The 12,564-nt window shown below is 72.3% G+C and carries 13 protein-coding genes; 3 read left to right on the forward strand and 10 right to left on the reverse strand.

The window, feature by feature from the left end; all coding sequences use genetic code 11:
- Positions 1 to 133 precede the first annotated feature (133 nt).
- Complete coding sequence (locus ACFC2L_RS19465; protein ID WP_375825995.1) at positions 134 to 454, forward strand: hypothetical protein; 321 nt, start codon at positions 134 to 136, stop codon at positions 452 to 454.
- A 15-nt stretch (positions 455 to 469) separates the two neighbouring features.
- Here ACFC2L_RS19465 and ACFC2L_RS19470 read toward each other — a convergent pair.
- The 10 genes from ACFC2L_RS19470 to ACFC2L_RS19515 all read right to left on the reverse strand — a co-directional run bounded on the left by ACFC2L_RS19470 (position 470) and on the right by ACFC2L_RS19515 (position 10,528).
- Positions 470 to 1,379 (reverse strand): IS5 family transposase gene (locus ACFC2L_RS19470; protein ID WP_375825996.1). Its coding sequence is split into 2 segments (ribosomal slippage): positions 470 to 1,015 and positions 1,017 to 1,379, totalling 909 coding nucleotides; the frame shifts between segments, so codons are not numbered across the junction.
- A gap of 371 nt (positions 1,380 to 1,750) precedes the next feature.
- Complete coding sequence (locus tag ACFC2L_RS19475) at positions 1,751 to 3,190, reverse strand: helix-turn-helix domain-containing protein (RefSeq protein WP_375825997.1); 1,440 nt, start codon at positions 3,188 to 3,190, stop codon at positions 1,751 to 1,753.
- A 210-nt stretch (positions 3,191 to 3,400) separates the two neighbouring features.
- Complete coding sequence (locus tag ACFC2L_RS19480; protein WP_375825998.1) at positions 3,401 to 3,754, reverse strand: metal-sulfur cluster assembly factor; 354 nt, start codon at positions 3,752 to 3,754, stop codon at positions 3,401 to 3,403.
- Positions 3,751 to 4,287 (reverse strand): Fe-S cluster assembly sulfur transfer protein SufU, encoded by a 537-nt coding sequence (gene sufU / locus ACFC2L_RS19485; protein ID WP_375825999.1) that lies wholly within the window; start codon positions 4,285 to 4,287, stop codon positions 3,751 to 3,753. The genes ACFC2L_RS19480 and sufU overlap by 4 nt, the downstream gene beginning before the upstream one ends.
- Positions 4,288 to 4,298: 11 nt before the next feature.
- Positions 4,299 to 5,627 (reverse strand): cysteine desulfurase, encoded by a 1,329-nt coding sequence (locus ACFC2L_RS19490; RefSeq protein WP_375826000.1) that lies wholly within the window; start codon positions 5,625 to 5,627, stop codon positions 4,299 to 4,301.
- Between the two features lie 29 nt (positions 5,628 to 5,656).
- Entirely contained in the window at positions 5,657 to 6,439 is a 783-nt protein-coding gene (sufC, locus tag ACFC2L_RS19495) for a Fe-S cluster assembly ATPase SufC (protein ID WP_087472926.1), read from the reverse strand.
- Between the two features lie 93 nt (positions 6,440 to 6,532).
- The gene (locus tag ACFC2L_RS19500; protein ID WP_375826001.1) at positions 6,533 to 6,877 is read right to left on the reverse strand and encodes a non-heme iron oxygenase ferredoxin subunit; all 345 of its coding nucleotides are present in this window, start codon (positions 6,875 to 6,877) and stop codon (positions 6,533 to 6,535) included.
- Positions 6,874 to 8,127, reverse strand: coding sequence for a Fe-S cluster assembly protein SufD (gene sufD, locus ACFC2L_RS19505; RefSeq protein ID WP_375826002.1), 1,254 nt, complete (start codon positions 8,125 to 8,127; stop codon positions 6,874 to 6,876). The genes ACFC2L_RS19500 and sufD overlap by 4 nt, the downstream gene beginning before the upstream one ends.
- A 1-nt stretch (position 8,128) precedes the next feature.
- Positions 8,129 to 9,589 (reverse strand): Fe-S cluster assembly protein SufB, encoded by a 1,461-nt coding sequence (gene sufB, locus ACFC2L_RS19510; RefSeq protein ID WP_375826003.1) that lies wholly within the window; start codon positions 9,587 to 9,589, stop codon positions 8,129 to 8,131.
- A 102-nt stretch (positions 9,590 to 9,691) separates the two neighbouring features.
- Positions 9,692 to 10,528 carry a helix-turn-helix transcriptional regulator gene (locus tag ACFC2L_RS19515; RefSeq protein ID WP_375826004.1) on the reverse strand — a complete coding sequence of 279 codons (837 nt, stop codon included), beginning with the start codon at positions 10,526 to 10,528 and terminating at the stop codon, positions 9,692 to 9,694.
- 232 nt (positions 10,529 to 10,760) lie between these two features.
- On the opposite strand from ACFC2L_RS19515, the gene ACFC2L_RS19520 reads away from it, so the two are divergent.
- Positions 10,761 to 11,726 (forward strand): ABC transporter ATP-binding protein, encoded by a 966-nt coding sequence (locus ACFC2L_RS19520; RefSeq protein ID WP_375826005.1) that lies wholly within the window; start codon positions 10,761 to 10,763, stop codon positions 11,724 to 11,726.
- Complete coding sequence (locus ACFC2L_RS19525) at positions 11,723 to 12,529, forward strand: ABC transporter permease (RefSeq protein WP_375826006.1); 807 nt, start codon at positions 11,723 to 11,725, stop codon at positions 12,527 to 12,529. The genes ACFC2L_RS19520 and ACFC2L_RS19525 overlap by 4 nt, the downstream gene beginning before the upstream one ends.
- Positions 12,530 to 12,564: the final 35 nt, after the last annotated feature.

The following is a 12,564-nucleotide window of genomic DNA, read 5'->3' on the forward strand; positions in this document are numbered from 1 at the left end:
ACGACGCCCACGGCAAGAAGCACACCGTGGCCACCACCGCGATCGCCCGCGAGCTCTCCGGCTGGTGCTGGTCCCTGGCCATCCTGCCCGACTAGGGCACGTCTCCTAACTGCAGAGGTGGCACGATCGGCGGGTGGCTGTGCTCAGGCTTTCGGACGAGTGGTGGAGTCGTGATGGCTCGGGGCCACCTGCGGATGACAACTTCGCCGCGGTGCTCCGCGAGATCGTGTTGGAGTTGAGTCCCGATCACGAATTGGCCGGACAGATCGAGCGCGTCGAAGCGCGGTTCGGGCCCTCGGACGACGTCGTCGTCAGTTTGGTTGACGGCACGTTTGCGCTGGTTCATCCGACGTGGACGAGCCATGTCGAGCGGCCCCCGTGGCCGGAATCGACCCGTCTCGGTGATGCGGCGGCAGCCTCCGAGGCGATCGCGAAGTGGGAGGAGTGGCGTTGAGTCCGCTCGAAGGGCTCAACTCCGCAGCCAGGTGATGATCGCGGCCAAGACGGCGCCTGCACGGTAGACGACGGCGTGCTTGTCGTAGCGGGTGGCCAGGCCGCGCCACTGCTTGAGCAGGTTGAAGGACCGCTCGACGACGTTGCGCCGCTTGTAGGTCTCGCGGTCGAGCTTCGGTGGGCGCCCACCCCTCGCACCGCGCCGCTTCCGGTTGGCCTGCTGGTCGGACGGCTCGGGAATCACGACCCGGATCCCGCGTCGGCGCAGCATCGCCCGGTTGCCGCGCGAGGAGTACGCCTTGTCGCCGAGCACGGCGTCCGGGGTTGTCCTCGGTCGGCCTGCGCCGAGTCGTGGCACCCAGATGTCTGCGAGCACGACCTCCAACGCTCGCCCGTCGTGCGACTGCCCCGGAGTCACCACAACGGCGAGCGGGCGGCCGCGCCCGTCGACCGCGTGGTGGATCTTGCTCGTCAGCCCGCCACGAGACCGGCCGATGCCGTGACCTGCAGGTTCACTGTTGACGATCCGTGTCCCGCGGTTCTTGTGATTCGACGTCGCCCCCTGTGTCCTGCTTGCGACGCGTCGTGTTCGTCGCGTGCTGATGGGCGCGGTTGATCGTGGAGTCCACCGACACGGTCCAGTCGATCTGACCGGCCGCGTCGGCCTCGGCCAGCAGCTGGACAAGGATCCGGTCCCAGGTGCCGTCGTCGGCGAACTTCTTGTGTCGCTTCCACACGGTCTGCCACGGACCGAACGCTTCACGAGGCAGGTCGCGCCAAGGGATCCCGGTCCGATACCGGTACGCGATGCCCTCGACCACGGTGCGGTGATCACCGAATGGGCGACCGACCTTGCCCGCATTCGACGGCAGCAACGGCTCGATCCGCTCCCACTGCTCGTCCGCCAGCACCTGGAAACGACTCACGCCCGCGAGTCTGCCGCCAACCCACCTCAGAGTTGGGAGACACGCCCTAGCCCGACCCACCCCGACCACCCCCGGGTCAACCAAGCTTGCCGCCCGTGCCCCACGCGTCGTGCGCAGCGCGAGGAGCGACCCACGAAACGCCTGTGAGCAGCCACAACGGCCACGCTCGACCTCAGACACCCCGATGGTCCCGCTCCTGCCGAACAACCCGTCATGCGGTAACCAACCCGCGCATATCAGTCTGGACCACGCGTCGACAACGACACGCTGCACCCCCGCACCACGGCACCACGCGACAAGAGGAGCACCCGTCCCGGACGACGGTCCGAGGCGGGTGCTCCAACCTGCCACTTGACAGAACGGCCTACATATCAGGCGTTCGCGAGCTCGCGGTCGTCGTCCGCCATGGGCCGCTGGTCCTCGTAGCGGCGCACGACGCGGCTCACGGTCGACCGCGACGCCGAGACCTTCTGGGCGATCTCGCCCTGCTTCATGCCCTGGCGGGCGAGCTCGACGATGCGGCGGTCGCGCTCCGCGGTCGGGTCCTCGCCGAGGGAGGCGTCGTCGGCGTCCGTCGCCGGGGCCGACGCGCCGGTCGATCCGCCGACGAGGTCGAAGACCTCGACGCGTCGGGTGTGGCCCGTCACGGCCGGAGGCTCCACGACCGGCGCCGAGGTGTCCTCCTCCGGGACGGGCTGGTCCCAGGGGAGCGGCTGGGCGCGCCCGAACAGCTCCTTGACCCGCGCCTCGAGATCGGGGAGCGCCTCGAACGCCGTCTGCGGCACGTAGGGCTTCTCGTCGTCCGCCTCGTCCATCGGCTCGTCGTCCTGCGCGACGGCGGGTGCCTCGACCGGCGCGAGGGCCTCGGGGCTCTCCTGGTCCGACGCGGCGGACGCCTCGTCCGGGACCGGCTCGGCGGCCGGCGAGGCCTCCTCCGCCACGAGGAGCTCGGCGTCGCGCGCGGGCTCCAGCGCAAGGGTCTCCTGGCGGTGCGCCTCGACGAGCCCCTCGGCGGGTGCCACCGTCCGGGCGACCACCACCGCGGGAACCTCCGACGCCGCTGGCGCCTCGGCCGACCCGCGCGCGGTGCCGCGCTTCACGGAGCTCGCCCCGATGAGGTCGAGCCGGTTGCCGTGGCGCTCCGCGGCCTCCAGGCGGTCGACCCAGACCTGCATGCGGCGCTCGAAGTCCTCGACCGTGAGCAGCTTGAGCGCGGCGTCACGCGCGGCGCGCTGCCGCTCGTGCGCGGCGCGGACCTTGCGCAGGTCCCCGGCCGAGCCAGCGCTGTCGGCGCGTGCGTCGCGCCACTGCTCCAGCGCGGAGACGTACCCGTGGACGCGCAGCTCACGACGGCGCTCCTCGAGCGTGTGGCCCGTCACCATGTGCCGCTCCCCCACGAGGGCGAGGTGCCACATGAGCGCCGCCACCAGCGGCGGCACGAACCGGAACACCACCATGTACGGGGTGCTCGCCGTCGGGACCGCGATCTCGTGCAGCGCCGCGAACAGGCCCGACGTGCCCGAGAGCACCCACGTGAGCGCGAGCAGGACACCGTACGGGCGCCCCTCCAGCGCCGCGTTGCGCGCCATGAGCGCCACCGCGACGAGGCTGATCTCGAGGAAGCCCGCCAGCCCGTACGCCTCGAGCGGCGACATGTGCGCCACCTCGAGACCGAACAGGACCATGCCGCTGTACGCCAGCGCGGTGGCGATCGTCGCCGCGATGACCACCGCGACCATCGGGAGGTGCCGGCCGCGGTAACGCACCTGCCGCGGGGAACCGCCCGCGCCGGTCTGGTCCTGCTGTGTCACGTCATCCTCCGAAAAGTGGTGTGGGCGCACATATCCCAACACTCAGGACACTCCTCGTCAACGCACCGGAAGGATCGCAATCGGATCGTGAGCAGCGGCCGTCCCGATGCGGTACGTCCGCGGGCCGAGACCTGCGGGTCGAACGGCCGGAGACAGCACGACGCCGCGCCCCCGAGGGGACGCGGCGTCGGTGGGACGTCGAGGCAGGCGTCAGACGTTGAACCCCAGCGCGCGGAGCTGGTCCTTGCCGTCATCGGTGATCTTCTCCGGGCCCCACGGCGGCATCCAGACCCAGTTGACGCGGAAGCCGTCGACGAGGCCCTCGAGGGCCTGGGCGGACTGGTCCTCGATGACGTCGGTCAGCGGGCACGCCGCGGACGTGAGCGTCATGTCGATGACGGCGTGGTTGTTCTGGTCGATCTGGATGCCGTAGACGAGGCCGAGGTCGACGACGTTGATGCCGAGCTCGGGGTCGATGACGTCGCGCATGGCTTCCTCGACGTCGGCGACGTTCGGCGGGCTGGGCGTGACGCCCTCGGCGGGCGCGCCGGTCTCGGTGGTCATCGGTTCTCCTCCGTCGTTCCCCGCGCGGCGAGCGCCGCGTCGGAAGCTGCTGCCGTTGATGGGTCGCCCACCGTGCTCAGGGCGCCCGAGGTGACGAGCGAGTCGCGCAGCGCGGCCCAGCCGAGCAGGGCGCACTTGATACGCGCAGGGTAGCGCGACACGCCCGTGAACACGGTGGCGTCGCCGAGCTCGTCCTCCGCGGCTTCGTCGAGGCCCTTGCCGCGCGAGCCCATGAGCTCGCGGAAGACCTCGCCGAGGTGCTCTGCCTCGGTCACGGGCCGGCCGGACACGAGGTCGGTGAGCACGGACAGGGACGCCTGCGAGATGCTGCAGCCCTGCCCCTCCCAGCTCACGCGGTCGATCGTGTCGCCGGCGAGCTCGACGCGCAGCGTCACCTCGTCGCCGCACGTGGGGTTCACCTGGTGCGATTGGCCGCTCGTCGCGCCATCCGCCACCTCGACCAGGCCCCGGCCGTGCGGGGACTTGGCGTGGTCGAGGATGACCTGCTGGTACATCTGCTCGATCGAGCTCATCGGGTCCTCTCTCAGTCCACCGAGAAGAACGCCCGGACCCCGGCCAATGCTTCCCGGAACGCGTCGACGTCCTCGCGTGTGGTGTACACCGACGCGGACGCGCGCGCGGTCGCGGCGACCCCGAACCGGCGGTGCAGGGGCTGGGCGCAGTGGTGACCGACGCGCACGGCGATGCCCGCGTCGTCGAGCACCTGGCCGACGTCGTGCGCGTGCACGCCGTCCACGACGAACGACACGACGGCGAGCCGGTCGGCCGGCTCGCGCGGGCCGATGATGCGCACGCCGGGGATCTCCCCGATGCGCAGCAGCTCCGCGGCGAGCTCGTGCTCGTGCGCGGCGACGCCGTCCATGCCGAGCTCGTGCAGGTACTTCGCGGCGGCGCCGAACCCGACGACCTGCGCGACGGGCTGCGTGCCCGCCTCGAACCGCTGCGGCGGCGCCATGTACGACGACTCCGTCATCGTGACGACCTCGATCATCGACCCGCCGGTCGTCACGGGCGGCAGCGCCTCGAGCAGCTCGCGCCGCCCGTACAGCACACCCACACCCGTGGGGCCGAGCATCTTGTGCGCCGAGAACGCGGCGAAGTCGACGCCGAGCGCGGGCAGGTCGACCGGCAGGTGCGGCACGGACTGGCACGCGTCGAGCACCGTGAGCGCCCCGACCTCGCGCGCCCGGGCCACGATCGGCTCGACCGGGGTGACCGCGCCCGTCACGTTCGACACGTGCGCGAACGCGACGATCCGCGTGCGCTCCGTGATGACGGTCGCGGCGTCCTCGACGCGCACGCGCCCGTCGTCGTCCACCTCGAACCAGCGCAGGACGGCCCCGGTGCGGGCCGCGAGCTCCTGCCACGGGACGATGTTCGCGTGGTGCTCCGCCTCGGTGACGACGATCTCGTCGCCCGGCGCGAGCGCGAAGCGGCGGGCCGCCTCTCCCCCGCGGCCGAGCGTCGCGTTCGAGATCCCGTACGCGACGAGGTTGATCGCGGCCGTCGCACCGGACGTCCAGACGATCTCGCCCGGGCGCGCGCCGACGAACGCCGCGACGTCGGCCCGGGCGTCCTCGAACGCCTCGGTCGCCTCCTCGGCGAGCTGGTGCGCGCCGCGGTGCACGGCCGCGTTGCGCTCCTCGTAGAAGTCGACCTCGGTGTCGAGGACGACCTGCGGCTTCTGCGCCGTCGCCGCGGAGTCGAGGTAGACGAGCGGACGACCACCGCGCACGGTGCGCTCGAGCAGCGGGAAGTCGGCCCGCACGGCGGCGAGCTCGACGTCGGTCAGGCGCGCCGGCGGACCGACGTGCTGTCCTGCGTGCCCTGCGGGGTGCGCAGTGGTCGTCATGCTCGTCTCCTCAGGGGTGGTGCGACCGCTCAGGCGGAGGCTGCCGAGGCGGACTCGACGGAACCGGAGAGGTAGCGGTCGTAGCCCTCCTCCTCCAGGCGGTCGGCCAGCTCCGGGCCACCCTCCTCGGCGACCTTGCCGTCGACGAAGACGTGGACGAAGTCCGGCTTGATGTAGCGCAGGATGCGCGTGTAGTGCGTGATGAGCAGGATGCCGGCGTCGGTCGCGCCGTGGACGCGGTTGACGCCCTCGGAGACGATGCGCAGCGCGTCGACGTCGAGGCCCGAGTCGGTCTCGTCGAGGACGGCGAACTTCGGCTTGAGGAGCTCCATCTGGAGGATCTCGTGGCGCTTCTTCTCACCACCGGAGAAGCCCTCGTTGACCGAGCGCTCGGCGAAGGAGTCGTCCATGCGCAGGCGCTCCATGGCGCCCTTGACGTCCTTGACCCAGTGGCGCAGCGCGGGGGCCTCGCCGTCGATCGCGGTCTTCGCGGTGCGCAGGAAGTTCGACACGGACACGCCGGGGACCTCGACCGGGTACTGCATGGCGAGGAACAGGCCCGCGCGGGCGCGCTCGTCGACGCTCATCGCGAGGACGTCCTCGCCGTCGAGCGTCACCGTGCCGCCGGTGACCTGGTACTTGGGGTGGCCGGCGATCGAGTAGGCGAGCGTGGACTTGCCCGAGCCGTTCGGGCCCATGATGGCGTGGACCTCGCCGCTGGCGATCGTCAGGTCGACGCCGCGCAGGATCGGCTTCGGCCCTTCCTTGGTCTCGACGCTGACGTGCAGGTCGCGGATCTCGAGAGTGGACATGTGGTTCTTCTCCAAGAGGTTCTGGTGAGCCGTGGGGCGCGCGCGGCGCGCCAGGTCAGTGCTGGTGGACCGCTGACGGATCAGCGAGACGGATCAGGTGGGAGCGACGACGCGGTCGACGTCGACGAGCACCTGCTCGCCGTCGACCGTCACCGGGTACACGGGCACGGGACGCGTCGCGGGCAGCGCGATCGGCATGCCGGTCCGCACGTCGAACTGCGAGCCGTGCAGCCAGCACTCGACGAAGCAGCCCTCGACCTCGCCGTCCGACAGGGACACCGCCCCGTGGGAGCAGATGTCCGAGATCGCGTGCCAGCCGCCGTCGCCGTCACGGATGACCGCGACCTCGACGACGCGCCCGTCCTCGGCCGGGAGCTCGACGCGGAGCGCCTCCTCCGGGCCGAGGTCGGACGTCGTGCAGGCGGGCTGTGCGGTCACGCCGTCGCCTCGGCGAGCTCGGCGCTCCCGTCGATGATCGACATGGACTTGCTCAGCTCGCGCTCGATCGCCTCGAGCAGGCGCTCCTCGACCGACGCGACGCCGATCTCCTGGATGAGCTCCGCGAAGAAGCCGCGGACGACGAGGCGGCGCGCCTCGACCTCCGGGATGCCGCGGGCCTGCAGGTAGAAGAGCTGCTCGTCGTCGAACCGGCCGGTCGCGGACGCGTGCCCCGCGCCCTCGATCTCGCCCGTCTCGATCTCGAGGTTCGGCACCGAGTCCGCGCGCCCGCCGTCCGTGAGGACGAGGTTGCGGTTGAGCTCGTAGGTGTCGGTGCCCTCGGCCTCGGCCCGGATGAGCACGTCGCCGACCCACACCGCGTGCGCGCCCTCGCCCTGCAGCGCGCCCTTGTACGTGACGCGCGACTTGCAGCGCGGCACGGCGTGGTCCACGAACAGGCGGTGCTCCTGGTGCTGGTCCGCGTCCGCGAAGTAGAGGCCGACCATCTCGACGTCGCCGCCCTCGGCCGTGAACTCCGCGTCCGGGGTGACGCGCACGACGTCGCCGCCGAGCGTCACGACCACGTGCTTGAGCCGTGCGTCGCGACCGATGCGGGCGCGGTGGGAGGACGCGTGCACGGCGCCGTCGGACCAGTCCTGGACCGACACGACCGTGAGGTGCGCGCCGTCCTCGACGACGATCTCGACCGTCTCGTTGAGCGTCGCGGTGCCGACGTGGTCGAGCACGACGACGGCCTCCGAGTGCCGCTCGGCGCGCACGAGGACGTGGCTCGCGGTCGGCGTGGAGCCGTGGCCCTCGACGCGCACGGACGTGACGTCCGACGCGACGGCCTCCTTGGGCACCGTGACGACCGTGGACTGCTCGAACGCGTTCCACGACGTGACCGCGGTGCGGTCGCCGGGCTTGCCGGCGGTGCCGAGCCGCGCGTCGTCGCGGCCGACGAGCGCGACCTCGACCTCGGGGGCCTCGACGACCGTGACGCGCACGTCGCCGCCGCCGCTCTGCCCGACGAGCTTGTCGTCGAACAGTGGCGCGAGGCGCGCGACGGGCGAGAAGCGCCACTCCTCCTCGCGCCCGGAGGGCACGGGGATGTCGGCGAGGTCGAACGACGTCAGCCGCTCGGCGCGCGAGCCCTGCGGCACGACGCCGTGGGAGTGCGCCCCGTCGGCCTGCGCGCGCGAGTGGTCGGTGGTCAGGCCGGCCTCTTCGGGAATGGTGGTGGTGGTCATATCAGCCGACGGACCCTTCCATCTGCAGCTCGATGAGGCGGTTGAGCTCGAGCGCGTACTCCATGGGCAGCTCGCGCGCGATGGGCTCGACGAACCCGCGCACGATCATGGCCATCGCCTCGGTCTCCTCCATGCCTCGGGACATGAGGTAGAACAGCTGGTCCTCGCTCACCCGCGAGACCGTCGCCTCGTGCCCCATGGACACGTCGTCCTCGCGGACGTCGACGTACGGGTAGGTGTCGGACCGGGAGATCTGGTCGACGAGCAGCGCGTCGCACAGCACGGTCGAGGCCGAGTGCGAGGCGCCCTCGAGGACCTGGACCAGGCCGCGGTAGGACGTGCGGCCACCGCCGCGCGCCACCGACTTCGACACGATGGACGACGACGTGTGCGGCGCCGCGTGGACCATCTTGGCCCCGGCGTCCTGGTGCTGGCCCTCGCCCGCGAACGCGATCGAGAGCGTCTCGCCGCGCGCGTGCTCGCCGAGCAGGTAGATCGCCGGGTACTTCATGGTGACCTTGGAGCCGATGTTGCCGTCGACCCACTCCATCGTCGCGCCCTCGGCCGCGGTCGCCCGCTTGGTGACGAGGTTGTAGACGTTGTTCGACCAGTTCTGGATGGTCGTGTACCGCACGCGCGCGTTCTTCTTGACGATGATCTCGACGACCGCGGAGTGCAGCGAGTCGGACGAGTAGATCGGCGCGGTGCAGCCCTCGACGTAGTGCACGTACGAGCCCTCGTCCGCGATGATCAGCGTCCGCTCGAACTGGCCCATGTTCTCGGTGTTGATGCGGAAGTAGGCCTGCAGCGGGATCTCGACGTGCACGCCCGGCGGCACGTAGACGAACGACCCGCCCGACCACACGGCCGAGTTGAGCGCCGCGAACTTGTTGTCGCCCGACGGGATGACGGTGCCGAAGTACTCCTGGAAGAGCTCCGGGTGCTCGCGCAGCGCGGTGTCCGTGTCGAGGAAGATGACGCCCTGGCGCTCCAGCTCCTCGTTGATCTGGTGGTAGACCACCTCGGACTCGTACTGCGCGGCGACGCCCGCGACGAGGCGCTGCTTCTCCGCCTCGGGGATGCCGAGCTTGTCGTACGTCTCCTTGATGTCCTCGGGCAGGTCGTCCCACGAGGCGGCCTGCTTCTCCGTGGAGCGCACGAAGTACTTGATGTTGTCGAAGTCGATGCCCGTGAGGTCGGAGCCCCAGTTCGGCATGGGCTTCTTGTCGAAGAGGCGCAGGGCCTTGAGACGCGTCTTGAGCATCCACTCGGGCTCGTCCTTCAGCGCCGAGATGTTGCGCACGACCTCCTCGGACAGGCCGCGCTGCGCGGCCTCTCCGGCGGCGTCGCTGTCGTGCCAGCCGTATCCGTAGGCACCGATCGAGGCGATGATCTCGTCGTCGGTCTGCTTCTCACCGGTCGGCTGGGCCGTGCCGGTGGCGTCCTGGGTGGGAGCGCTCATGGTCGTCCTTCCACTGTCCGTCGTTGCGGGCGGGGGCAGTCGGTACAAGGTTCTTGCGGGGGATGTCGTTCGTGGCCTCGGGGCGGCGGCGCGCCCCTCGGGTCAGGTCTCACCCGACGTCGGGCGGCCGCGCGCCCGGACGTCGTGGGCAGGGCCGTCGTGCGCGCGGCCGTCGTGGGGGCGGGGCGGGCGCGACGCCCGCGGTGCGGGCACCGGGACCGGCATGCCCACCGGGACGTTCGTCGTGCACGCGTGCGCGCCCGTCGCGAGCGTCGAGAGCCGCTGCACGTGCGAGCCGAGGAGCCTGGCGAAGACCTGCGCCTCCGCCTCGCAGAGCTGGGGGAACTCCTCCGCGACGTGCTGCACCGGGCAGTGTCCCTGGCAGAGCTGCACCGCGGAGGTGCCGGGGACGGGGCGCACGCTCGCCGCGTAGCCGTCGTCCGCGAGCGCCGCCGCGAGCTGGGCGGCCCGGCCCTCGACGTCGTGCGCGTCGAGCCGGCCCTCGTAGCGGTCGGCGAGCTCGGCGAGCCGGTCCTGGGCGAAGCGCTCGACGGCGTCCGGCCCGGCGACGTCGCGCAGGTACCGCAGCGCCTGGGTCGCGAGGTCCGCGTAGGTGCCGCTGAGCTCGCTCTGCCCGGCCGACGTCGTCACGTAGCGCCGCGCGGGGCGGCCGCGCATCCCGGTGGGGTGCCCGGCGTCGTGCACGGCGACGAGGTCGTCCTCCTCGAGGAGGGCGAGGTGGCGCCGGACGGCGGCGGGCGTCAGCCCGAGCGTCGCGGCGAGGTCGGCGGCGCTCACGGGGCCCTCGCTCGCGACGAGCTCGAGCACGCGCTCGCGCGTGCGGCGGTCGGCGTCGGCAGCCGGGACGGTGCTGGGCGCCTGCCCGACCGCGGGGGTGGCAGCGCGCAGCGCGTCCGGTCGGACGGGTCCTGCGGCCATGCTCACCTCCCGTGGTGCGTCCCGTGGGCGCGCGTGCGCGTGGCGCGGCCTGACACGGGTGACAGATCTGGAACCGATATAGACAACATGGTTGTTCCCTAATTGCCCGAACGCAAGCAAGGCGACCCTCAGACCGGCCCCTGGGGCGCCGGGATGTGGCGTACGCGACACCCGTGCGGTCCGGGCCGGGCGCGGGCCCTGAGCGGCGGACCCGCCCCCTAGACTCGGCCGGGTGCCCGCCCCCGCCGTGCTCGTGCACGACCTCGTCAAGCGCTACGACGGTCGTGCCGTCGTCGACGGCGTGTCCCTCACCGCCGAGCGCGGCGCGATCACCGCGGTGCTCGGCCCCAACGGCGCCGGCAAGACCACGACCGTCGAGTGCTGCGAGGGCCTGCGCTCCCCCGACGCCGGGCGTGTCGAGGTCCTGGGCCTCGACCCCCTGACCGACGCGCGCGACCTGCGCCCGCGCGTCGGCGTCATGCTGCAGGACGGCGGGCTCCCGACGGGCGTGCGCGCCCTGGAGATGCTGCGGCACGTCGCCTCGATGTACGCACGGCCGCGCGACGTCGGCGAGCTGACCGAGCGCCTGGGGCTGGAGAGCTTCGCGCGCACGACCGTGCGGCGGCTGTCGGGCGGGCAGCGGCAGCGCCTCGCGCTCGCCGCGGCGATCGTCGGGCGCCCGGAGGTCGTCTTCCTCGACGAGCCGAGCGCGGGCATGGACCCGCAGAGCCGGCACGCCGTGTGGGAGCTCGTGCGCGAGCTGCGCGCGGAGGGCGTGGGGATCGTCCTCACGACGCACCTCATGGACGAGGCGGAGGACCTGGCCGACCACGTGTACGTCGTCGACCACGGCAAGGTCATCGCCGCGGGCGCGACGCGCGACCTGCTCGAGACCGGGGCCGACGGCGAGGCGGACCGCACCGTGCGCTTCGAGGCCACGCCCGGGCTCGGCCTCGACGGCCTGAGCGAGGCCCTCGCCGGGGCGGGTGTGCCCGACGGCGCGGGCGCACCCGCCGCGTGGAGCGTCGCCGAGCCGCAGCCCGGCTCGTACACCCTCACCGGCCCTGCCGACCCCGCGACGCTCGTGGCGCTGACGACGTGGCTCGCCGCGCGCGGCGTCCTCGCCTCGCGCGTCACGGTGGGCCGCCGCACGCTCGAGGACGTGTTCCTCGACCTCACGGGACGGCACCTGCGATGAGCGCGACCCCGACGACCGCGTCGGAGACCCAGGACCCGAGCCAGACCCCGAGCACGGAGCTCGCCGCTCCCGCGTGGCGCCGCGTCGTCGCCCAGACGGCGTTCGAGACGCGCATGATCCTGCGCAACGGCGAGCAGCTCCTCGTGACGATCATCCTGCCTGTGATGCTCCTGCTCGGGCTGGTGCTCACGTCGTTCGTCGACCTCGACACGGGCGGCGCGACGCGCGTCGACTTCGTGACGCCCGGCGTCCTCGCGCTCGCCGTGATGTCGACGGCGTTCACGTCGCAGGCCATCGCGACCGCGTTCGACCGCCGCAACGGCGTGCTGCGCCTCATGTCGACCACGCCCCTGGGCCGCGGCGGCCTGCTCGCCGGGAAGGTGCTCGGCGTCCTCGCCGTCGAGGTCGTGCAGGTCGTGGTCATCACGGCCGTCGCGCTCGCGCTCGGCTGGCAGCCCGACCCCGCCGGGATCCCCGCGGCACTGCTCGCGGTGCTGCTCGGGACCGCCGCGTTCACGTCGCTCGCGATGCTGCTCGCAGGCACTCTGCGCGCCGAGGGCGTGCTCGCCGTCGCGAACCTCGTGCTCGTGCTGCTCACCGTCGGCGGCGGCGTCCTCGTCCCGGCGGACCAGCTCCCCGGCCCCCTCGAGCACGTCGCGCTCCTGCTGCCCTCGGGCGCGCTGGGCGAGGCGATGCGCGGCGCGCTGCTCGACGGCGCCGTGCCGCCGTTCTCCGTCGTCGTGCTGCTCGGCTGGACCGCCGCGCTCGGCTGGGGCGCCGGTAAGCTCTTCCGCTGGACCTGAGCCCGGGCGCATCTCACACCCGCAGGATTCCGGGG

Source organism: Cellulosimicrobium sp. NPDC055967 (assembly GCF_042269845.1).
Classification (GTDB): Bacteria; Actinomycetota; Actinomycetes; order Actinomycetales; family Cellulomonadaceae; genus Cellulosimicrobium.

What these genes read in the sequence shown, in the direction of transcription:
- ACFC2L_RS19480 (WP_375825998.1), bottom strand. Translation starts at nt 3,754, where the DNA reads ATGACCACCGAGACCGGCGCGCCCGCCGAGGGCGTCACGCCCAGCCCG.
- sufU (WP_375825999.1), bottom strand. Translation starts at nt 4,287, where the DNA reads ATGAGCTCGATCGAGCAGATGTACCAGCAGGTCATCCTCGACCACGCC.
- ACFC2L_RS19490 (WP_375826000.1), bottom strand. Translation starts at nt 5,627, where the DNA reads ATGACGACCACTGCGCACCCCGCAGGGCACGCAGGACAGCACGTCGGT.
- sufC (WP_087472926.1), bottom strand. Translation starts at nt 6,439, where the DNA reads ATGTCCACTCTCGAGATCCGCGACCTGCACGTCAGCGTCGAGACCAAG.
- sufD (WP_375826002.1), bottom strand. Translation starts at nt 8,127, where the DNA reads ATGACCACCACCACCATTCCCGAAGAGGCCGGCCTGACCACCGACCAC.
- sufB (WP_375826003.1), bottom strand. Translation starts at nt 9,589, where the DNA reads ATGAGCGCTCCCACCCAGGACGCCACCGGCACGGCCCAGCCGACCGGT.
- ACFC2L_RS19515 (WP_375826004.1), bottom strand. Translation starts at nt 10,528, where the DNA reads ATGGCCGCAGGACCCGTCCGACCGGACGCGCTGCGCGCTGCCACCCCC.
- ACFC2L_RS19525 (WP_375826006.1), top strand. Translation starts at nt 11,723, where the DNA reads ATGAGCGCGACCCCGACGACCGCGTCGGAGACCCAGGACCCGAGCCAG.